The sequence below is a fragment of the Streptococcus sp. NSSLK0004 genome (assembly GCF_059039125.1).
In genome coordinates, this window is the sequence record NZ_CM180142.1 from 1,747,312 (window position 1) to 1,768,357 (window position 21,046).

The following is a 21,046-nucleotide window of genomic DNA, read 5'->3' on the forward strand; positions in this document are numbered from 1 at the left end:
GCATCCCCCTTTGATTAGTCAAACTTTTTTACTATTATATCAGAAAAAGAAAGATAGTCAATATTTTTGACTATCTACTTCCCAGTAATTCTAAGCTGTTTTCTATTTTTAAGACTTGAGCTCAGCCTCTTTTATCAAACTGATTTCATTTTGACAAACTACTTATTTTTCCTTCAAGACAAGATTCAAGACAAGTGCAGCCAGGGTCCCTGTTGAAATACCTGATGAGAAGACCATTTGAAGAGCCGACGGAAGATGACTCAATAATTCTGGACGAACGGTCACTCCAATCCCCAGCGCAAAGGCAATGGAAATAATCAAAAGCTCTCGGTCTCCAATTTTAATCGTTGCAAGAGTCTTAATCCCTTGGGCTGCAACCAAACCAAACATGATAATCCCAACACCACCAAGAACAGGCTGCGGCATGATGGAAATCAAAGCTGATAATTTTGGAAAGACACCAAGTAAAGTAAGAATAATACCCGCAAGAATCATAACATGACGACTAGCAACTTTTGTCAGAGTAATGAGACCAACGTTTTGTGAGAAAGCTGTATTTGGACCAGCACCAAAGACACCGGCAATCAAGGAACCAACACCATCTGCTAACACACCGTTTGCTGCCCGCTCAGAAGAAATCTTTTGATTTGAAGCTTCTCCAATGGCCATCATAATTCCGACTGTGCCAATCAAGGAAACAACATAGGCTGGAATGAAGGCTAAAATAGAAGATAAATCAAATTTCACACCGTAATGAAAAATCTTTGGCAAAGCAAACCATGCCGCATCTCCTACCGCTGCCATATCAACCTTCCCAAGAAAGATACATAAAATGTAACCAAAAACCATCCCAAAGAAGACTGATGCAGTCTTCAGCATTCCTTTACCATAGTGATTTAAAGCCAATGTGAAGACCAAAACGATAAAGGCAATGCTAATATTTTCAACCGAAGCATAGTCGGAAGCACCAGCTCCACCAGCAGCCCAATCCATACTTACTGGCATCAAGGTGATACCAATAAGGGATACAACTGTTCCTGTAATCAAGGGAGGGAAGAACCGCATCAAGGGCTTCACAAAGCGGCTAAGAACAATTTCAACCAGTGAACCAGCAATCGTCGCACCTACAATACCTGCAACCCCAAGCTGACTGCCAACGCTGATTGCTGGATTGGCAAAGGTAAAGTCCGTCCCCATCATACCAGAGACACGTGAACCAATTGGCCCCAAACCTTTAGATTGCAAAATGGTGGCAATCCCAGCAACAAAGATAGAGGCTGATACCATAATAGAAGTATCTTCTACCGATAAGCCCAAGGCACTTGCAACGACAAGAGGCACTGCGATGATGCCTGCAAAAGCTGCTAAAATATGCTGAAAAGCAAGCAAAACAGCCATCCCTTTTGGTGGTTGTTCATCAATTCCATATAGCATTTCCGACGGACGGGCATTTGTTGTTTTCTGAGACATTATTTCTCCTTCTTTATTCCTAAACAATGGTATTAGTCTATCAGAAAACGTTCTTTAAATCAATACATTTCCTACGCTTTTTTTAAAAATATTCGTATTTTGTTTATTTTTGCACAATATTTATTTTATTTTTAAATTAAAATTCGGTTATTGTTTTATTTATAACAAAAACATGCTATAATACACAATAGTACAGATTGGAGGATAGAATTAATATGAAAGCTTTAGAAACACGTATTTTAAAAGATGGACAAGTCTTAGGAGAAAATATCTTAAAAGTTGATTCATTCTTAACCCACCAAGTTGACTTCCAGTTGATGAAGCAGATTGGTCAGGTCCTGGCCGACACCTATCGTTCCAAAGGAATTACAAAAGTAGTAACCATCGAAGCATCTGGAATCGCACCAGCCTTGTATGTCGCTGAAAGTCTTGGGGTGCCAATGATTTTCGCAAAAAAACATAAGAACATCACCATGACGGAAGGAATCTTAACCGCTGAAGTCTACTCATTTACGAAACAAGTGACCAGTACTGTCTCTATCGCCAGTAAATTCTTATCACCAGATGACACTGTTCTGATTGTGGATGATTTTTTAGCGAATGGACAAGCTGCCAAAGGACTCATCGATATCATCCAACAATCCGGAGCAACAGTTGCTGGAGTTGGGATTGTCATTGAAAAATCCTTCCAAGATGGCCGCCAGATTCTACTGGAGACAGGCATTCCTGTAACTTCATTGGCACGAATCGAAAAATTCCAAGATGGAGAAGTTATCTTTTTCCCTGCGGATGCATAAGAAAAAACGACCCCACGGTCGTTTTTTAGTGAGCAAGCACTCACATATATCCATAAAATTCCTTACGAACCACTGCCGAGTGCACCCAGTTAATAAGAGTTGTAAAGTCAAATACTGGCAGCCCCGTATCACGATGAAGAGCTGCTGCATAAGGAGGTAGGTCACTACATTCTAATAAGATAGCTCCAATTTCTGGATGATTTTTTCGTAAATCTTGGACGACCGCAATGAGATCCGCCTTTAAACGACCATTATCCAAATAAGGCTTGTTGTAGCGAATAGGAGCAAACGACTCAAGGCTACCGATTTCTTGAACGATGCAATCCTGTATATCAGCATTAGCTTTTGCGAAAAATTCAGCATTCGCCCCTTCACCATCAGCTACCAAAACTGCGATTTTCTGTTCTGGTTTGAGTCCCATTTTTATCAACGGAATTTGGAGGACACTAGAAAGATATACCGGAACGGCCACTGCATCCCGTACTTGCTCCTGAAAATGATTAAAGTAGCCACAGGCACCGACAATGGCTCGTACACCCTTTTTCTCCAGCTTTTTTGCCGCCTCAATGACCATATCCAATAGCTTCTCCTCACCATTGAACAAATCTTCTATTTCCAATACGATATCTTCATAGACGACTGGAAAAGAGAAAGTAGTCGCATTGGCCACATTGCCTGGCAACTTGACATAGTTAAAGTCAATGGTAATAATCCCGATAGAAAAGCCTGCCACAGAAGCATCCTGCACCCGATAAAACTGATCCTGCTGATCCGCATTCTCAATACTTGCTCTAAAATGTGTCATTTATACCTCCCGTTTTCGAAAGCAACCTGTCTCCAAGTAAGTTAGCGTCTCTTCCTTGCTTAAATGAGCCAAATCTAAATCCTCTAAGGTTAAACCTTCTTCAAAGAATTTCCGACCTGTCATGACAGAACCTAAAACAATCATACTATCAATAACTGGTGTAGGCACTCCATATTTCTTCCCTAATTCATGATAGATATGACATCCAACAGGAACATCCTCTGTCACATAGCGATCCTGAATAGTGAAAGGACCAGTTCCATAAGCCATCGGAAACTGTTGATCAAAAGGAACAATACAATCATCTCCCATATATTCTGGCCCTAAAATACTAGTCCGTGACAAGAAATTTTCCTTTGGATAGCGAAGCAAATCAACACCAATCGCCTCGGCCAACTGTACTTGTTCTAAGTAAAACGCATATTGTACTTCTGCTACTGACTCACTGTAGGCATGAGAATAGATAGAATATTGGAGCGGATCATTTCCACCGAAAATCCGACCAAAATTCTCCATCACGCTAGCCCCCAAAATCGTACCAGGACAATGTAGGACTGGATTGACATTGCTAAAACCAACATCCAAAACAGTCTGGCCACCTGTCACACCGTCCCCTTCCGTAATCGCATCAAAGGCCCCAATCGCCCGTGAACTTTCTAGGAAGATGTCTTGGTCGGTCAAAGGCAGAGCTGCACCCCGAAGCGTAATAGCCCGATATTTTAACTCAATTTTTGGCGTCATGACCCCGCCCTCCCTGACAATCCGAGCTCCGTAAGGGGCACTGGTCCAGCCACCAACAATAACCTGCTTCTGACAACCCAACTCTCTCATCTTCTTACGAAGTTTCAAACTGCCAAAATTATCCGGAATGATATGAACAATCATCCCATCTTCTAAGACAGGCACCAAGGCTTCAAAAAATTGGTCATGGGCAATGGACGGCACCGCCACAATGACAATCTTGGCTCCTGCTACAGCCTCTTCAATGCGGTCTGTCACTAGGTCAAAAAAGGCACGTCCGCTACGCTCAAAACCGTAAAGACTATTTTGTCCACCTGTCAAGGTGACCCCTGTCTTGTCCAGATTTTTTAACGTCTGACCTGCAAATTCTGGCAACTCAAACAAGTGGACACGATTCCCAGCTAACTTAGAATCCGCTCCTACAGCCTTTCCAACTGCACCCGCTCCCAAAATCGCAATCGGTGCTTGCTTCCATTCTTCTATCGTCATCTTCTTCTCCATTCCTTTGTTTCCTTAAGTATAACAAGCCTTACAAGTCTCGTCTAATATCAATAAACTATTCAAGGATATAAGAAAAAACTATCGCTGAAACGATAGTTGTTACCACAAAATAGTTAACTTATATCCCTACACCAAATATCTCTAGGCTAGCCAGTTCCTCTGCAGTTAAACGACGGTAGCTCCCCAAAGCTAAGTCCTTATCTAACACCAAAGGCCCCATGGATAAACGTTCCAAATCCATTACCGTCTTGCCACAAGCTTGTACCATGCGTTTGACCTGATGAAATTTCCCTTCTCGGATAGTGATGTCAACTAACGAAGTCTGTTTGATCTCATCTGTAGACAGGATAGTCAATAGGGCAGGCTGACAGGTAAAATCTTTCAGCTCAATCCCTACCGCAAATCGCTCTACATCCTCCTGAGTCATGACCCCATCAACCTGAGCACGATAGATTTTATCCACATGTTTTTTGGGAGAAAGCATGGCATGGGCTAACTGCCCATTATTGGTCAAGAGCAAAAGACCGTGCGTATCGATGTCTAGACGACCAACTGGAAAAACTTCCTTATGGCGTGCAGTGTCATCTAGCAAGTCCAAAACAGTCCGATGATTGGCATCTTCGGTTGCAGAAATGACACCTTTTGGTTTGTTCAAGAGATAGTAGACAAAGGTTTCATGACTTAACACTTGCCCCGCTACTGCAATCCGGTCTTGCTTTTCATTAATCTGCTGTTTGGGAGAGGTTTCAACTTGACCGTTAACTGTTACTTGCTTGTTTTTCAGAAGTTTCTTGACTTCTGTCCGACTGCCGACACCACAGTCCACTAAAAATTTATCTAATCGCATTGTACTTTCTTTTCCATTTTGATATATTCTGCTTGCTTTTCTCTTTCTGTAAATCCAACAGCTCTAAAAAGAGTCTGAGCAATTTGGTTAGAGAAGGCTACTGTCAGTTTGAGGCTATCTGGCTGATACTGCTCCACTATGTAGTCTTCAATAGTTTGGTAGAAAGATCTGCCATTTCCCAGACCTATCAAAGAGGGTTTCATCCCCAAACAAATGTCAACTGTCGCACCATCTTGGTCAATACAGAAATAACCCATAAGGGCGGCATTGCGGATAACTGCAAAATAACGTTCCCCACGCGCCTCTGATGAAATCAACTCTGCATAGGCTGCCGAATCGACAGAGAAATTATAGACATCCAAAGGAGGTTGGTAGTGCCATTGGTTAGCAATTTCTAAAGCCAAATCCTGGGGCAAGGGCATGATGTAAAAATAATCCATCTTCCGAAAATTTTTAGCTAAGTTTTTAATCCGTCGGTTTTGGGTGGCGTGATTATCTGTCTGATAGACATAATCCACATAGCCCAACTGATAGGAGGGAATCATGTCCTTAAAAATCAACTGGACATCTTCGGGAAAGCGTAGCATCAATTCATTCAAACGGTTATTCTCTAGCATAAGACCATTATACCAAAAAGAGGCTGGGCAATACATCCATGATGGCTCCGCCCTCACCCACAGAATAATGAAAACGAACATAAAGCCCTCACTAGGTGTATAATCTTAGTGAGGGCTTTGTGGTTGACGACTTAATGATTCTAATAATCGAGGGCAAAACTGATCCACTCTACTGACGAGCACCCCAAAATATGCGATAGGCATGAGTATAAAAATACGACAAAAATTCGGTAGATAAGCTCTCTAATTTTTAGAAGGAGGGAATTATCATGGATGTTCTCTATCAATCTTGTGCAGGTATTGATGTCCATCAAGCCAATATCGTTGTCTGTATCCTACACGGACCACTCACCTCAACTCGTCCAAAGCGTGAGATGGCTACGTTTGATACAACGACTAAAGGCCTACGTGCTTGCCACGATTTTCTCAGTCAATTTCATGTGGAAGCTGTTGGTATGGAAAGTACAGGTGTTTATTGGCGACCTGTCTGGCATGCTCTATGTGATGACTTCAAGTTGATACTCGCTCAACCAGCCCACATGAAGGCTATTCCAGGTCAGAAAACCGACAAGAAGGATGCTCACTGGATTGCCAAATTAACACGAATTGGTCTGCTTCCTCGGAGTTTCGTTCCCGATGAAACCATTCAAGAATTGAGGGAGTTGACCAGACAACGAAAACATTATGTGGAAAGTCGCAATCGAGAAACAAACCGTATCCATAAAATTCTTCAATCAGGTGGTATCAAGCTAACAACCTATATCGAAGATATAATGGGACTATCTGGTCGCAATCTCCTTCAGCTACTGGTTGATGGGACGCCTATCACACCTCGCATTGTCCATCAATCAGTTTACACCAGCTTGAAGAAGAAAGTACCGCAGCTTATGGAAGCCTTGGATGGCTATTTTTCTGACCATCACCGCTTTATGTTAAAGCAGTCATTGGAGATTTATGATTTTTATCAGAAGCAGATTGGGTTGTTGGAAGAGCGAATGAATGTCTATCTATCACAATATGAAAACCATGTAGAAATATTGGATTCCATCCCAGGCATTGATGTCATTACAGCCTCCGTTATTATTTCTGAGGTTGGTGTTGACATGAGTCAGTTTCCTACTGCTGGACATTTAGCTTCTTGGGCTGGACTTTGTCCAGGTAATAATGAGAGTGCGGGTAAAAAACGAAGTACCAAGATTCGACACGGAAATTCTTATTTGAAGAAATGTTTATGCCAAGCCGCTTTCGCCGCCAGGAACCAAAAAGGTAGTCCTCTAGCTGAACGATTTTATCAGATTCAAAGTCGGCGTGGTTCACAAAAAGCAACAATTGCCCTTGCACATCAATTATTAAAAATAGCTTATATCCTCTTACAAGAGCAGATAACGTATCCTGAATTTTTAGCACAGAAAAAGACTACTAGGGACGAGCTAGTAGCCTAACATAAAAAATTTTTTCACTTTGATTATATCATAGGGAGGGAGTTTTTGCATTCTTTTGAGTTTTCGTATAAAAAGTCCAGCGCACTTCTCAGAATTCGTGTCAACATCTCAGCGCAGTGGTTGATTGGCAGATTTGTTCGTGTTTTACACTCCAAATCTGACCTAATCAACTGGCGGGGGGTGGGAAAACGAACTCTTTCTGGGCTAGTCGAGTTCTTTCCCACTCCCTATTTCTTCAATCGTACTTGTTGGTAAATCAAACCAATACTAATCAAGGCACAGCCGATGGCATAAATCCCAAAGGCACCTGTCGATGTCGGATTGAGTTTTTCTAGATAAGTCGGCAAAATGGCAGATGTCGCACCACCGATATTGCAACCCATCAGGACGATTGTCATAACCGCATTGAGCAAGGTCTTAGGTGTCCGATCCGTTACCTGACTAAAGACAATGGTCAGAATAATACTATAGAAAAATCCTGAAACCATACCACCAAGACCTAGTATCCACAGATTGTCCGCAAAAGCAATACCAACAACTGCAAGACCAAAAACCACATAGGAAACCGCTAAAAGCCAGCCCTTCAAGCGACCAACCAAGCTGCTAAAGACCGTCCCTGCCACAATCCCCATGACTTGCATAAGACTGAGAATCAGACTAGCCTCTTGTGCCGTACCGATGCCCTTTGCCAATACAATTTGCGGGATACGAATGGTCAAGAAGGTATTGACATTGATAACAAAGAAAGCTAAAAATGCTAGATAGACCCCCATCCTCCACATAGCACCTTCCAATTTGATCTTAGACGCATTCTCATCTGTCTTGACCTCCATGCGAGCAAGAAACTCCTCTTTTGGGACAAAAAGAAGAAAGAGGGCCAAAATGACCAAGGCAAAGAGATAGACTAAGAAGGCAGATTGCCAACCAAACTGGGTCAACCAACCAACAAGAAGGGTGAGCCCTGCACTTCCCAGCACCTCTGCTGAACCACGCAAACCAAGCATTTGCAAACGCTCTTGTCCTGTGAAAAAATTACCAATAATATTGATAGCACGTGCATTAATCAAACCTATCCCTAGACCTAACAAAATCCGTGCAAGAAAAATCAAGGGATAGGCAGTTAGAAACATAGGCAAAGCCCCACCGATTGCTAGCAGCAACAGCCCTGCAATGATAATGTTGCGTTCCGACAAGAATCGGACAATAAATCCATTTAGCAAAAGTGCAACCATGATAGCTAGAGAAGTCACCGTTATCAAGTTTTCCACCTGACTAGCCACGATTCCTTCCTGAGCAAAATATTCAATCATCTGCGGAATAGCTGGTGATACTGCAAAGGTGGATACTAACATTGTCGATAAGGCTAGCAAGCTCACCTTTTCTAGAGTTCGTTTCATTTTTCTCCCTTTCAACGTTCGTCTTTTACCAGTATAACAGATTTGAAGGAGAATGGATAGGGAAGTCTGGCTTTTATTATCACCTATTTCATGCTATACTTATCTAGAAAATACCTAAAGGAGAGAACTATGTCTGTCATTGAAAACTTAACCAAACCAGCCCATCTGATTGATATGGATGACATTATTCGGGAAGGACATCCGACTTTACGTCAAGTAGCTGAAGAAGTTCAACTACCCTTGTCTGATCAAGAAGTTATCCTTGGTGAGAAGATGTTGCAATTCCTCAAACATTCACAGGATCCTGTCATGGCTGAAAAAATGAGACTTCGTGGAGGTGTTGGACTCGCTGCTCCGCAATTGGATGTTTCCAAACGTATCATCGCAGTCCTCGTTCCAAACCCTGATGATGAAGACGGGAACCCACCTGCCCAGGCCTATGCCTTGGAAGAAATCCTCTACAATCCTAAGATTGTGGCCCATTCTGTCCAAGAAGCCGCTATCGAAGGAGGAGAAGGTTGCCTGTCCGTTGACCGCGAAGTGCCTGGCTACGTTGTCCGCTACGCCCGTGTGACTGTTGAGTATCTGGACAAAAATGGTGACCAGCATCGCATCAAGCTCAAGGGCTATAATGCCATTGTGGTCCAACACGAAATCGACCACCTCAACGGTATCATGTTCTACGATCGTATCGACCCAGAACACCCGCTGGCCGTTAAAGAAGGTATGTTGGTAATTGAATAAAAATAAAGCTGACCGAATTGACTCCGGTCAGCTTCTTTTTTCGAAACAATCATATACCTTATCTGATTTGATTAGAAGGTACAACACTAAAAAAACAAACTCCCTTTCAGAAGTTTGTCCTTTCTATTTAAAACTGGACTGGTTGCCCAGTCTTATAAGAGCATCTCTTAGATCGCCCATTCACCATCACGGAAGATTGGCACACGGGTACCGTCTTCACGGATACCGTCAATGTTCATCTTATTAGAACCAATCATGAAGTCCACATGGACATCTGAACGGTTAAGACCGGCTTCTTTGAGCTCTTCTTGGCTCATTTCTGTACCACCCTCGATAGAGAAGGCATAGGCTTGACCAATCGCCAAGTGGTTTGAAGCATTTTCATCAAAGAGAGTGTTGAAGAAAGTCACACCTGATTGAGAAATCGGGCTCTTGTCTGGCACAAGGGCAACTTCACCAAGACCACGCGCACCAGCGTTATCAAAGACCAATTTCTTCATGACTTCGTCGCCTTTTTCAGCAGTCACATCAACAATTTCACCATCTTTGAAGGTCACTTTGATTCCTTCGATGATATTACCATTGTAGCTGAGTGGTTTTGTAGACGTTACATAACCATCTGCCACACGGTAGTCTGGTGCTGTGAAGACTTCTTCAGTTGGCATATTGGCAATAAAGTGTTCACCTTGGGCATTGACCGAACCAGCCGCTTCCCACAAGTGGTTTTTCGGCATACCGAGAACAAGGTCAGTTCCTGGTGCTGTATAGTGCAATTTGACAAACTGCTCGTCGTTAAGGACCTTAGCTTTAGCCACCAAGCGTGCCTCGTGCTCTTCCCAAGCCTTGATTGGATCTTCTTCGTAGATACGGCAGGTCTTGAAGATTTGGTCCCAAAGGAGGTCCACTGCCTCTTCGTCAGACGCTGCATTTGGAAAGACTTTTTTAGCCCATTCCAAACCAGAGGCTGCACCAAGTGTCCAACTAACCTTGTTAGCTTGCGTTGCTTGACGCATTGGCTGCAAAGCTTGACTGAGTGCACGAGCGTTGCGGGACAATTTCTCTGGATCCACACCGTCGTAAGCTCCTGGATCTTCAGACAAGACCACCAAACGGCTTGCCTTGCGCTCCAAGAGGTAGTTCATTTCAGTAACACGTTGTGGATGAACTTGTTCCAAGAGTTCCACATCTACATTGACCAGACGCTCACGCGCAATCACGTCGTCCAACCAGTTGACCAATACTTCCTTAGCACCATGAGCGTAAGCTTCTTTGACAATCAAACGTGCCAACTCAGCCTGTTCCACACCGATTGTCAATTGAACCGTGTGACCAGGTTGCACATTGATACCTGTTGAAACCAAAAGTTTAGCATATTTAGCGAGATTTTCTTTAAAATTTGGTAATACCATTTTTTTCTCCTTTGTACTTTGAGATACCCTATTATTGTATCATATTTTTTAAAATTTGCCTTTATCTTATTCAATAAATAGCCATATAAAGTTGCATTCCTTATAGAAAACTTGGTATAATAAGTAGGATAACATTTAGGAGAATTGCATGTGAAAAAGTCTGAACTACTTATTATCATCCCAGCCTATAATGAAGAGGAGTCTATTCAAAGAGTCATAGAAAACCTCATACAAAACTATCCCCAATTTGATTATCTTATCATTAATGATGGCTCAAAAGATAACACCTCTCTTATCTGCCATCAAAAAGGGTATTGTATCCTAGATTTACCTATCAATTTAGGATTAGCCGGCGCTTTTCAAACAGGTCTACGTTATGCTTACAAACATGGTTACAAAAAAGCTATTCAATTCGATGCAGACGGACAACACTTACCAGAGTATATCTCTGACCTCTCCCAGCAAATAGATCAAGGATATGACTTGGTAATCGGTTCTCGCTTTGTAAATCGCCAAAAGAATTGGTCTTTGAGAATGTTGGGTAATCGTCTCATCGCCTGTGCTATCAAACTGACGACAGGAAAGGACATAGCTGACCCTACTTCCGGTATGCGTATGTTTAGCGCACCTCTCATCAAAGAATTTGCCTTGAATATTAACTATGGCCCAGAACCAGATACCGTTTCCTACTTATTACGAAACGGCGTCAAGGTAAAGGAGGTTCAAGTAACCATGCAAGAGCGTCAAGGAGGACAAAGCTATCTCACACTTTCTCGTTCGATTCAGTACATGGTCCATATGTTTGCCTCTATCCTTATCATCCAAAACTTTAGAAAGCGAATGAACAAATGAGTCTATTATTTCAAACAATCCTCATCTCGACATCTCTGGTTACAGGAATTCTCATACTAAGGAGGATTCGAAAAGCCCAACTTCAAATATCTGATTCTTTATTCTGGCTTTTCTTTTCTGCACTCTTACTTATTTTAAGCTTATTTCCAGATTTAGCTGAAGCTGTAACTAAATTGTTGGGCATTGCTTTGCCAGTTAATTTCATTTTTCTCTTTATCATTTTTTTACTGATTATCCATCAATTCCAGCTGACTATTCGCCTCTCAAAATTGGATAACAAACTAAAGGAACTGACACAAACTATTGCAATCGAACGGTTTGATAAAAATGAATAATATGCAAAAATCAGTTTATTTTTGGAATATGATTGGCAATCTAGCTGCTGCTGCCGTATCTGTTCTTTATCTCCTCATTGTATCTAGATTTTCAAACGCCAAAACCGCTGATGATTTTAGCATGGCTTATGCTATCGGGAACCTTTGGGTAGTTATCGGTCTATTTCAAGTGAGGAACTATCACGGAACAGATGTCGAGGAACACCACTCTTTTTCTGCCTACCTCTTAGCACGTGGCTATTCTCTAACCCTTATGGTCGCAACCATTCTTCCTTATCTCAGGCTAACTCATTATCAGTCAAGCTATATCCTTGTTCTATTAATCATTCTTTATCGTTTGGGTGACGTGATTTCAGATTTATTTCAGGGCTTTTTTCAGCAACGTAACCGACTTGATATTGCTGGAAAAAATATGACCATTCGCTACAGCGCTAGTACCATAGTATTGGTAATCTCACTAGTGATAAGCAACCACCTCCCTTTAGCTCTGATACTCATGGCAATAACAAATTTAGTCTTAGTATTCCTGCTAGATAGTAGACAAGCACAAAAACTCCAGTCATTCCATCCTCGTGTTCTTTTTGAAAAAACAGTACACAAAGACGCTTATACTATTTTATGTAACTGTCTCCCTCTTTTTATCAATGGTTTTCTACTGACTTATATCTTCAATGAACCAAAACAAGTCATCGAAGCCGGCTTAGCAAAGGGAAATCTGATGTCAGGTATGCAACGTGATTTCAGCATTCTATTTATGCCTGTTTTCTTCATGAGCCTCTGTGTGCTAATCGTACGCCCTTTAATTACTAATTTAGCAAAACTATGGTATCAAAATGACTACCAGCAATTTCGCCAGATTTGCTATCGTTTGGTACTAGGTTTATTCATTGGAGGTGGTCTAATTAGTCTACTTGCTTTTTATATAGGAACACCTGTTTTGAGCCTTTTGTACGGAGTTGATTTAACAAGCCACAATGCCACACTAGGAATTCTGGTATTTTCTGGTATTCTTTATTCTCTTGCCATTGTCTTTGAAAATCTTATTACTATATTTCGTCAACAAAAAATCCTAGTATTTGTCTATCTCCTTCTATTTGTATTTTCACGAGTCATTACCACCCCACTTATCGCCAATCATCAACTACTAGGAGCTGCTATCAGTTTCTTACTAACAATGATGATATACACCCTAATCATGGGACTACTAACCATCTATCTCTATTTCAAAGGAAAAAAGAATGTCTAACTTATCGTCATTACACACCTTCATTATCTGCGCCTATGGAGACAGTCCTTTTTTGGAAGAGTGTATCCAATCATTGCAGTCTCAAACCGTCTCATCTTCTATTCGTCTTTACACATCCACTCCAAGTCAACATATTCAACAACTTTGTGAGCGATATTCTATCCCTATGTATTCCGCTGTAGGAGGAAGCATTGGAAAGGATTGGAACAATGCCCTCTCTTACGCTTCTACTCCTTATGTGACCATTGCCCATCAAGATGATATCTATCAGCCAACTTATGCTGAAGAAATTCTTACTACTTTCCAAAACAAACCTGAAAATCTCATTGTATTTTCAGACTATATGGAACTCAAGAATGGGCAAATTATCCCTCGCAACACCAACCTAACAATCAAGCGTTTCTTACTAAGAGGATTATCTCTATTTCCACATTCCAGAGCTTGGAGACAATTTATTCTCGGTTTCGGGAACTCCATTTGTTGCCCTGCGGTCACATATAATAGGGATAAATTAGAAGATTTTCAGTTTGATGAGCAAATGCGCACCAACTTAGACTGGTATGCTTGGTATCAAATAAGCCAGTATAACGGAGTGTTTTCCTATATACCAAAAACACTCATGTACCATCGCATTCACCAAGAATCCGAGACTTCACAGACCATTGCTGACAATACTCGGACCAAAGAAGACTTAATGATGTTTGAACTATTTTGGCCCAAACCTCTTGCCCGTCTACTCAATTCTTTTTATATCAAAGGACAAGATTCAAATCACTAGGAGGTTCTTGTGTTACATAAACTAAAACAAAATAAGTGGTACTTACTTACATGCTTTATCGCTTGTTGTTCGGTTTATACCATTTATATACGGGATTATCATGCATCTGCAGCTATTTACCCAGTAGCTTTATTCATGATTATCTTCCTTCTGATGCTCCCTCAAAAGAAAGACTTAGCTTGTTTAATTGTTTTACTAGTATCTGGGGTGGCCTTCTCTATCATTACTCCCGTGTTAAATACCCCAGATGAATATGTTCACCTTTCTCGTGCTATGCATATCGCACAAGGAGATATCAATTTAGACAATAACCCAGAAAATCTGCAAATATCCGAAGACTACTTTGTCATTATTGATGACTATACTATGCCGCCATTGGCTGTAGATGCCTTTGAACATCAGCCTAGCTCTACAGAGGTTCCCTTTAAAGGTCTAGCCGATTTCCGCACAACCAATGCCTATTGGTTTATCGGCTATATCCCCCAGGTTACCGGCATCACGCTTGGACGAATGTTGCATTTAAATGTTGGGGTTATCTATTACCTCGGACGTATTTTCAATGCTATTTGCTACGCTTTACTAGCTTATATAGCTATCAAATTAAGCGGGAACTTCAAGCAGGTAATGATGCTTGTTGTACTCATGCCTATGAATATCTTTCTAGCTGCTTCCTATAATCAAGACGGGATGGCATTGGGACTTATTTATGTTATTGTCGGACTCTTCATTCACTATCTAATAAGACAAAAAACTCTTGGCTATCGGGAACTTGCTATCTTTACTGCTCTTTGTTGCTTAATCATCACATTAAAATTGCCCTACATACTTCTGATGGGACTGCTCTATTTTATCCCTAGAGAACGATTTGCCATAAAGTCCCCTTTCATCACTATACTCTTAGCCACTTGTATAGTGCTTACTTTAACTACTAGCTGGTTTGTTGGTTATCAGCAAATAAAATCAGTAACCACTCTACAAGGAGTTGACTTAATAGGGCAAATCCAACATTTCTTATCCAATCCTATTATCGGATTATTGGCACTATCAAAAGAATTTTTCATGACTCCACACCGTTTAGTTATGTTATTTTACTTTGGAATACTAAACTTACCAATGCGTGAAACTTTAATTCCAATTTTTCCCTTCTACTTGTGTGTTATCGCTAGTAATTTAGGTCAAAAAAACATTGCTCTTAGAAGCCGAATTGGGAGTATTCTCGTTGGCTTAGGAATTATTTGTGGCATTATCCTAGTCATGTATCTAACCTGGACTAAAATTGGCTCTGGGCATGTAGATGGTATTCAAGGACGTTACTATCTGGGAGTTCTGCCTCTTTTTGCACTTACCGTTACTTCTCTCCCTATAAAATCCTTCACTCCCTTCCGTATTTCTGATGATTTTGTAATAAAAGGCAGTTGGATTATCTTAACAATGGTATTGATATTTATAATCTTGTCTACCTACTAAGATTCTTTGAAGATTGAACTCGCTTTATTAATTCAATTTACTGAGCGTCGTCTACGATAGATATTTATTTCCTGTTATAATCAACTGCATCAACCCGCCACGATTCACTGCTGTTTCATTAATTATAAGATACATTTATATAAAAAAACTAGATAATATATCATACTGAAAATGATTATTATCTAGTTTTTTAAGTTAACGGACCTAATTCCACCAATCTGAAGACGAGTGATTAAGTGAACATTCTTCGTATCAACAAGTCGAAGGTAGAATTCTGCTCCTCTCTTGTTTCAAGGGAGCAAGCTGTACTAAAGCTAGCCAAAGCGAGTTCAAACAATCCAGTGGAGTGTTTGAAGTTGGAAATAAGGAAACGAAGTTTCCTCATCTGCCGACGTAATAAAGCAAACTGTAAACTTTATTAGTTACCAAAAACTTTTACACGGTCCCCATCCGCCATGTATTCTTTATCTGCTGCTGGAGCTGCAATGCTACCGAATGGTGCTTGAGCACGAAGTTTCCAGTTAGCAGGGATTCCGTATTTTTCAGTAACTTGTGCATCCACCAATGGGTTGTAGTGTTGCACGTTCATACCGATATTTTTCTCAGCAAAAGCCAACCATACTGCGTACAAGTTGATACCGTGGGCCTGCTCAGACCAGATTGGGAAGTTCTCAGCGTAAAGTGGGAAGCTTTCTTGCAAGCCTTTCACTACATCTTGGTCTTCAAAGAACAAGATCGTACCTGCACCAGCCGCAAAGCCAGCCAAACGACCTTTTGTTCCTTCAAAAGCTTCTGCTGGAGTTACTTTTTCCAATTCGCTGTAAGCAATTTCGTTCCAGAAAGCTTCTGATTCAGCACCGAACAACACAACTGCACGACTTGATTGTGAGTTGAAGGCTGACGGAGATTCTTTCATGGCTTTCTCAACAAGTGCTACCACTTCTTCATTGGATACTGGCAATTCTTTACCAAGTGCGTAGATAGAACGGCGTTTTTCTTGTAATTCTGCAAAGTTTGACATATAAATTCCTCTTTTCTTATTGTTACTACATAGTAGCTTTTATCACTATGTAGAGATTATAACATTATTACTAAATAGTGTCAATTCTTTGGCTTATAAAATTTTCGAAAAAGAAACCACTGCTCCGAAATCGAAACAGTGATCGTATTTAAAACAAATCATCAAAGAGACTCAACTGGTTATCCTCTGGCATTTTTCCAAGAATACCCATTTCATCCATCTTTTCAACAAGCGTACTGGATAGACCGCCTCGTTTGCGGAGTTCAGTCTTAGAAAGGAATTCTCCTTCCGCACGCGCCGCCACAACCTGCTTAGCAACGTTTTCCCCCAAACCATCCATGGCAACGAATGGAGGTATGAGAGTATCATCCTCAATCAAAAATTCTGTAGCGTGAGATTTATAAAGATCTAACTTGCCAAATTTGAAACCACGCTCCAGCATCTCATTGACAATCTCTAGTGTAGTATAGAGATCCTGTTCCACGTTTGAAGCTTCATTGTTTTTCTTCTTAAGGGCGATTTCTTCCATTTTGGCCTTGACACGTTCCAAACCTCCTGACATGGCCGCCAAATCAAATGCCTTGGCACGAATAGAGAAGTAAGCACAGTAGTAATAAATCGGGTGGTGAACCTTGAAATAGGCTACCCGCAAGGCCATCATAACATAAGCAGCCGCGTGGGCTTTAGGGAACATATACTTGATTTTTCCACAGGATTCGATATACCAGTCAGGAACATTATTATCCTTCATGGCTTGGATGTAACCATTTCGCTCATCCTCTGAAATCTTAAGCCACATGCCCTTCCGCACCCGTTCCATAATGTTGAAGGCCATCTTAGGTGGCAGACCAGCGTGCATGAGGTAAACCATGATGTCATCCCGACAGCCGATAACGGTTGATAGGTCGGCAATCCCTGCCTTAATCAAGTCCTGAGCATTTCCCAACCAAACGTCCGTACCGTGTGATAGACCAGACAGCTGCAAGAGTTCCGCAAAGGTAGTCGGCTTTGTTTCCTCCACCATTCCCCGAACAAAGTTGGTTCCAAATTCAGGAATGCCCAACATGCCTGTTGGTGTGCCAATTTGCTCAGGTGTGACCCCTAAAATTTCCGTACCAGAGAAAAGAGCCATAACCCCCTTATCATCTGCAGGAATGGTCTGCGGATCAATGCCTGACAAATCCTGCAACTTCCGTACCATGGTCGGATCATCATGACCGAGGATATCAAGTTTCAACACGTTTTCATCAATATCGTGGAAGTTAAAGTGGGTCGTTTGCCAGCTGGCTGTCACATCATCTGCTGGATACTGTACAGGAGTAAAGTCATAGACATCCATGTAGTCAGGAAATACAATAATTCCCCCTGGGTGCTGACCAGTCGTCCGTTTGACACCAGCCGCGCCAGCAGCCAAGCGTTCTACTTCTACATCACGGTAGAATTTACCATAATCCCGCTCATATCCTCTAACAAAACCATAGGCGGTCTTAGCAGCCACTGTACCAACCGTTCCTGCACGGAAGGCATTTTCTTCACCAAAAATATCCCGAACATCCAAATGGGCAGACGGTTGGTCATCTCCTGAGAAGTTCAAGTCGATATCCGGAACCTTGTCCCCATCAAAACCAAGGAAGGTTTCGAAAGGAATATCCTGACCATCTTTTTTATACTTGGTACCACACTCCTCACAATCCTTATCCGGCAAGTCAAAGCCTGAACCGTAGGAACCATCTGTGATAAATTCACTGTGTTGACAGTTTGGACAGACATAATGAGGTGGCATAGGGTTTACTTCCGTAATCCCAATCATGGTCGCAACGAAACTGGAACCGACAGACCCCCGTGAACCAACCAGATAGCCCCGCTCATTAGACCGATGCACCAACATCTGCGAAGCTAGGTAAATCACGGCGAAGCCATTACCCAGAATAGAGGTCAATTCCTTCTCAATTCGCAGGTCGATAATATCTGGTAGTGGATTGCCGTAAATTTCAAAGGCTTTTTGATAGGTCAACTCAGCGACCGTTTCCTCGGCCTTTTCGATATAAGGCGTGTAGAGGTCTGTCTTGACCACTTGAACATCTTCAAAACGGTCTAACATGGCATTTGGATTGGTAATAACAATCTCACGTGCCAGACTTTCTCCCAAAAAGGCAAACTCGTCTAACATCTCACTAGTCGTTCTAAAGTGAGCTTTTGGCAAGGGAGCTGGTTGGGCATTTTCACCATTGCCGATAGTCCAGTTAATCGGAGCCCCTTGCCCTAGGGCGCGAACAATGATTTCACGATAGATTTCCTCTTCCGGGTCGATATAGTGGACATTCCCCGTCGCTAGAACAGGCAGACCTGCCCTACGTCCTACCTCAATCAACTGCTTGATAGTTTCTTCAATCTCTGCCATGTCCTTGAACTGCTCCTTGGCTATCATGGGAGCATAGAGGGCTGGAGGCATAACCTCGATAAAATCATAATAGGCTGCTGTTTTAACTGCTTCATCTATCCCTTTAGAAAGCAAGTCATCAAATACCTCACCCTCTTGACAGGCAGTTCCCAATATCAAGCCTTCACGGTGGGCATTGAGAACCGTTCTTGGAATCCGAGGAACCCCTTCGAAATACTTGGTGTTGGAAAGAGAGACCAGCTTGAACATATTTTTCAAACCAACCTGATTGACCACATAGAGCGTCGCGTGTTTGACACGGGCTTTCTTGTAGGAATCTTCCGCAATTAACTCCGTATTTAGCTGGTTAAGATTGATCAGATTGTGTTTCTCTAAGGCATCTTTTAGAAAGATGAAGAGCAGGCGACCTGTCGCCTCCGCATCGTAGTTGGCCATGTGGTGATGTTCAAGAGCAACGCCAAATCGCTTGGTCAGAGGACCCAGACCATGACGCTTAAAATCAGGATAGAGGTTTCGAGCAAATTCCAAGGTATCAATGACCGGTTGCTCAATAAGCGGCAAACCAGCACGCTCGTAGTTGACATTCATAAAACCAACGTCAAAGGTCGCATTATGGGCAACCATGACCGAATCTTGGCAGAAATCTTGAAACTCACGCAGGACTTGCTCCAAAGGTTTGGAACCTCGCACATGCTCATCCGTAATCCCTGTCAACTCAGTTGTAAATTGACTGAGCGGATGACCTGGATCGATAAACTCATCAAATTCTGCAATGATATTGCCCTTGTACATCTTGGATGCCGCAATCTGAATCAGGGCATTATTGACCGCAGAAAGACCTGTCGTTTCCACGTCGAAGACCACATAAGTCGCATCAGACAGAACGACATCCGCTTCATTGTAGGCGATTGGGACCGAATCTTCAACGATATTGGCCTCCATCCCAAAAAGTGGCTTAATACCAGCCTTACGAGCAGCGTGGTAGCCATGAGGAAAGGACTGAACATTTCCGTGGTCGGTAATGGCCACCGCCTTGTGACCCCAAGCTGCCGCACGCGCTACTAAGTCCTCAACAGCAGGCAAAGCATCCATAGTGGACATATTGGTATGGGCATGGAACTCGACACGCTTCTCGCCCTCAGGCATGAGGTCTTTACGAATTTCCTTCTTGACCTCTTGGACTTCCTGTACATTCATGGTCAAATCACGAGTGAAATTATTGGTTTCCACATTACCACGCACCCGCAACCAGTTGCCTTTTTTGACCATGTCAAACTTCTGGGCCTCTTCCTCATTCTTAGCCCATCTCTGCAAGGTAAAAGAGGAAGTATAGTCGGTCATCTTAAAATTGATAATGACCCGTCCTGTCTTAGTCGTCTTCTGCTCGACCTCAAAGACCAGTCCCTCAAAGACAATCCGATTCTCCTCGCTATCCACCTCGATCATCGGGGTAATCTCAGCTTTTTCGATATTGACTTTGGCTGGACGATTTTTCTTATATTCTGGGACAAATGGCTGAGCTGCCTCTGGTGGTGGGGCCATTTGAGCTAATTGTTCAAGGGCCGCCAAGTTTTCTTCATTAGCCTGCTGGTAAATTTCCTCATTCTGCGCATGGAAGGCCTCCGCCTGCTGCTGCGTCATCTCCTGACAGACTTCGAGGTCCACCGCAAGATTAGAAAATCCAAATCGCTTGTATTGCTCGACAAGATTTGGCAGATGATTCTTCCGAAAATGAGTCGTGTCAATGGTTTCAGGACCTTTTATCCACAATACACCATCTCGATAAGCCACTTCCAAAGACTGAAAGAGAGCCCTAAAGCCTGCACTCTGGCACAGGTCTTCTGTAAAGGCTTCTGGATAGTAGGCTTCCACCAAAGCAGCATCAAAGGCTTCTGCATTCGTCACAATCGAAAATTGAATCCTATTGCCCACCTTTTCAAACTCCGTTGTCAATCGAGCCTTGAAGAGCTGATAGTCCATAAGCGGCAAAGGATTGTCAAAACGGAAGGTAAATTCCCACAGTTTGCTGACCTTGTGCAAGACTACTTTCTCAATCGTTGCAGTCGAAAAAGCCCCTGATTGTCGTGCATCAAGAGGCATTCCGATTTGTTGTAGCAAGAGTTGAAACTTATCTGACATAATGACTTCCTTTGTAGTTAGTTAAACTTATTTTACC

General features: G+C 42.2%; 17 protein-coding genes. 8 read left to right on the plus strand and 9 right to left on the minus strand.

Annotated features, from left to right (window positions below; translation table 11 throughout):
- Nucleotides 1-162: 162 nt before the first annotated feature.
- Nucleotides 163-1,470 carry a nucleobase:cation symporter-2 family protein gene (locus tag AC4CS8_RS09005; RefSeq protein ID WP_493892860.1) on the minus strand — a complete coding sequence of 436 codons (1,308 nt, stop codon included), beginning with the start codon at nucleotides 1,468-1,470 and terminating at the stop codon, nucleotides 163-165.
- A gap of 215 nt (nucleotides 1,471-1,685) precedes the next feature.
- On the opposite strand from AC4CS8_RS09005, the gene AC4CS8_RS09010 reads away from it, so the two are divergent.
- Nucleotides 1,686-2,267 carry a xanthine phosphoribosyltransferase gene (locus AC4CS8_RS09010; RefSeq protein ID WP_493892861.1) on the plus strand — a complete coding sequence of 194 codons (582 nt, stop codon included), beginning with the start codon at nucleotides 1,686-1,688 and terminating at the stop codon, nucleotides 2,265-2,267.
- A 40-nt stretch (nucleotides 2,268-2,307) separates the two neighbouring features.
- Here the strand turns inward: AC4CS8_RS09010 and AC4CS8_RS09015 are convergent, their stop codons facing one another.
- From AC4CS8_RS09015 to AC4CS8_RS09030, 4 genes are all read right to left on the minus strand, one after another.
- Complete coding sequence (locus AC4CS8_RS09015; protein ID WP_493892862.1) at nucleotides 2,308-3,072, minus strand: aspartate/glutamate racemase family protein; 765 nt, start codon at nucleotides 3,070-3,072, stop codon at nucleotides 2,308-2,310.
- Nucleotides 3,073-4,302 carry an NAD/NADP octopine/nopaline dehydrogenase family protein gene (locus AC4CS8_RS09020; protein ID WP_493892863.1) on the minus strand — a complete coding sequence of 410 codons (1,230 nt, stop codon included), beginning with the start codon at nucleotides 4,300-4,302 and terminating at the stop codon, nucleotides 3,073-3,075.
- A 130-nt stretch (nucleotides 4,303-4,432) separates the two neighbouring features.
- Nucleotides 4,433-5,161: a pseudouridine synthase gene (locus AC4CS8_RS09025; RefSeq protein ID WP_493892864.1), complete on the minus strand. Its 729-nt coding sequence runs from the start codon at nucleotides 5,159-5,161 to the stop codon at nucleotides 4,433-4,435.
- On the minus strand, nucleotides 5,152-5,778 hold the full coding sequence (locus AC4CS8_RS09030; RefSeq protein WP_493892865.1) for a GNAT family N-acetyltransferase: 627 nt from the start codon (nucleotides 5,776-5,778) through the stop codon (nucleotides 5,152-5,154). Before AC4CS8_RS09030 ends, AC4CS8_RS09025 begins: the two co-directional genes overlap by 10 nt.
- Before the next feature lie 269 nt (nucleotides 5,779-6,047).
- Here AC4CS8_RS09030 and AC4CS8_RS09035 point away from each other — a divergent pair, with 269 nt between their 5' ends.
- Entirely contained in the window at nucleotides 6,048-7,220 is a 1,173-nt protein-coding gene (locus AC4CS8_RS09035) for an IS110 family RNA-guided transposase (RefSeq protein WP_248044936.1), read from the plus strand.
- 227 nt (nucleotides 7,221-7,447) lie between these two features.
- Here AC4CS8_RS09035 and AC4CS8_RS09040 read toward each other — a convergent pair whose 3' ends face one another.
- The gene (locus AC4CS8_RS09040; protein ID WP_493892866.1) at nucleotides 7,448-8,617 is read right to left on the minus strand and encodes an MFS transporter; all 1,170 of its coding nucleotides are present in this window, start codon (nucleotides 8,615-8,617) and stop codon (nucleotides 7,448-7,450) included.
- A 129-nt stretch (nucleotides 8,618-8,746) separates the two neighbouring features.
- Here AC4CS8_RS09040 and def point away from each other — a divergent pair, with 129 nt between their 5' ends.
- Nucleotides 8,747-9,361 carry a peptide deformylase gene (gene def / locus AC4CS8_RS09045; protein ID WP_493892867.1) on the plus strand — a complete coding sequence of 205 codons (615 nt, stop codon included), beginning with the start codon at nucleotides 8,747-8,749 and terminating at the stop codon, nucleotides 9,359-9,361.
- 167 nt (nucleotides 9,362-9,528) lie between these two features.
- Here def and AC4CS8_RS09050 read toward each other — a convergent pair whose 3' ends face one another.
- A complete protein-coding gene (locus AC4CS8_RS09050) occupies nucleotides 9,529-10,770 on the minus strand; it encodes an aminopeptidase (RefSeq protein ID WP_024412870.1) in 1,242 nt (413 codons plus the stop codon).
- A gap of 150 nt (nucleotides 10,771-10,920) precedes the next feature.
- On the opposite strand from AC4CS8_RS09050, the gene AC4CS8_RS09055 reads away from it, so the two are divergent.
- Genes AC4CS8_RS09055 through AC4CS8_RS09075 form a run of 5 tightly spaced genes read left to right on the plus strand, consistent with a single transcriptional unit; the run spans nucleotide 10,921 to nucleotide 15,448 of the window.
- Complete coding sequence (locus tag AC4CS8_RS09055) at nucleotides 10,921-11,622, plus strand: glycosyltransferase family 2 protein (protein ID WP_493892868.1); 702 nt, start codon at nucleotides 10,921-10,923, stop codon at nucleotides 11,620-11,622.
- Nucleotides 11,619-11,957, plus strand: a complete 339-nt coding sequence (locus AC4CS8_RS09060) for a DUF2304 domain-containing protein (RefSeq protein ID WP_493892869.1) — start codon at nucleotides 11,619-11,621, stop codon at nucleotides 11,955-11,957. Before AC4CS8_RS09055 ends, AC4CS8_RS09060 begins: the two co-directional genes overlap by 4 nt.
- Nucleotides 11,950-13,203: a lipopolysaccharide biosynthesis protein gene (locus tag AC4CS8_RS09065; RefSeq protein ID WP_493892870.1), complete on the plus strand. Its 1,254-nt coding sequence runs from the start codon at nucleotides 11,950-11,952 to the stop codon at nucleotides 13,201-13,203. The genes AC4CS8_RS09060 and AC4CS8_RS09065 overlap by 8 nt, the downstream gene beginning before the upstream one ends.
- Nucleotides 13,196-13,981 (plus strand): glycosyltransferase family 2 protein, encoded by a 786-nt coding sequence (locus tag AC4CS8_RS09070; protein WP_493892871.1) that lies wholly within the window; start codon nucleotides 13,196-13,198, stop codon nucleotides 13,979-13,981. The genes AC4CS8_RS09065 and AC4CS8_RS09070 overlap by 8 nt, the downstream gene beginning before the upstream one ends.
- Nucleotides 13,982-13,990: 9 nt before the next feature.
- Nucleotides 13,991-15,448, plus strand: a complete 1,458-nt coding sequence (locus AC4CS8_RS09075) for a DUF2142 domain-containing protein (RefSeq protein WP_493892872.1) — start codon at nucleotides 13,991-13,993, stop codon at nucleotides 15,446-15,448.
- Nucleotides 15,449-15,866: 418 nt separating this feature from the next.
- Here AC4CS8_RS09075 and AC4CS8_RS09080 read toward each other — a convergent pair whose 3' ends face one another.
- Both AC4CS8_RS09080 and AC4CS8_RS09085 read right to left on the minus strand, forming a co-directional pair.
- On the minus strand, nucleotides 15,867-16,469 hold the full coding sequence (locus AC4CS8_RS09080; protein ID WP_493892873.1) for a nitroreductase family protein: 603 nt from the start codon (nucleotides 16,467-16,469) through the stop codon (nucleotides 15,867-15,869).
- 148 nt (nucleotides 16,470-16,617) lie between these two features.
- Entirely contained in the window at nucleotides 16,618-21,009 is a 4,392-nt protein-coding gene (locus AC4CS8_RS09085) for a PolC-type DNA polymerase III (protein WP_493892874.1), read from the minus strand.
- Nucleotides 21,010-21,046 lie beyond the last annotated feature (37 nt).

What these genes read in the sequence shown, in the direction of transcription:
- AC4CS8_RS09005 (WP_493892860.1), bottom strand. Translation starts at nt 1,470, where the DNA reads ATGTCTCAGAAAACAACAAATGCCCGTCCGTCGGAAATGCTATATGGA.
- AC4CS8_RS09010 (WP_493892861.1), top strand. Translation starts at nt 1,686, where the DNA reads ATGAAAGCTTTAGAAACACGTATTTTAAAAGATGGACAAGTCTTAGGA.
- AC4CS8_RS09015 (WP_493892862.1), bottom strand. Translation starts at nt 3,072, where the DNA reads ATGACACATTTTAGAGCAAGTATTGAGAATGCGGATCAGCAGGATCAG.
- AC4CS8_RS09020 (WP_493892863.1), bottom strand. Translation starts at nt 4,302, where the DNA reads ATGACGATAGAAGAATGGAAGCAAGCACCGATTGCGATTTTGGGAGCG.
- AC4CS8_RS09025 (WP_493892864.1), bottom strand. Translation starts at nt 5,161, where the DNA reads ATGCGATTAGATAAATTTTTAGTGGACTGTGGTGTCGGCAGTCGGACA.
- AC4CS8_RS09030 (WP_493892865.1), bottom strand. Translation starts at nt 5,778, where the DNA reads ATGCTAGAGAATAACCGTTTGAATGAATTGATGCTACGCTTTCCCGAA.
- AC4CS8_RS09035 (WP_248044936.1), top strand. Translation starts at nt 6,048, where the DNA reads ATGGATGTTCTCTATCAATCTTGTGCAGGTATTGATGTCCATCAAGCC.
- AC4CS8_RS09040 (WP_493892866.1), bottom strand. Translation starts at nt 8,617, where the DNA reads ATGAAACGAACTCTAGAAAAGGTGAGCTTGCTAGCCTTATCGACAATG.
- def (WP_493892867.1), top strand. Translation starts at nt 8,747, where the DNA reads ATGTCTGTCATTGAAAACTTAACCAAACCAGCCCATCTGATTGATATG.
- AC4CS8_RS09050 (WP_024412870.1), bottom strand. Translation starts at nt 10,770, where the DNA reads ATGGTATTACCAAATTTTAAAGAAAATCTCGCTAAATATGCTAAACTT.
- AC4CS8_RS09060 (WP_493892869.1), top strand. Translation starts at nt 11,619, where the DNA reads ATGAGTCTATTATTTCAAACAATCCTCATCTCGACATCTCTGGTTACA.
- AC4CS8_RS09065 (WP_493892870.1), top strand. Translation starts at nt 11,950, where the DNA reads ATGAATAATATGCAAAAATCAGTTTATTTTTGGAATATGATTGGCAAT.
- AC4CS8_RS09070 (WP_493892871.1), top strand. Translation starts at nt 13,196, where the DNA reads ATGTCTAACTTATCGTCATTACACACCTTCATTATCTGCGCCTATGGA.
- AC4CS8_RS09080 (WP_493892873.1), bottom strand. Translation starts at nt 16,469, where the DNA reads ATGTCAAACTTTGCAGAATTACAAGAAAAACGCCGTTCTATCTACGCA.
- AC4CS8_RS09085 (WP_493892874.1), bottom strand. Translation starts at nt 21,009, where the DNA reads ATGTCAGATAAGTTTCAACTCTTGCTACAACAAATCGGAATGCCTCTT.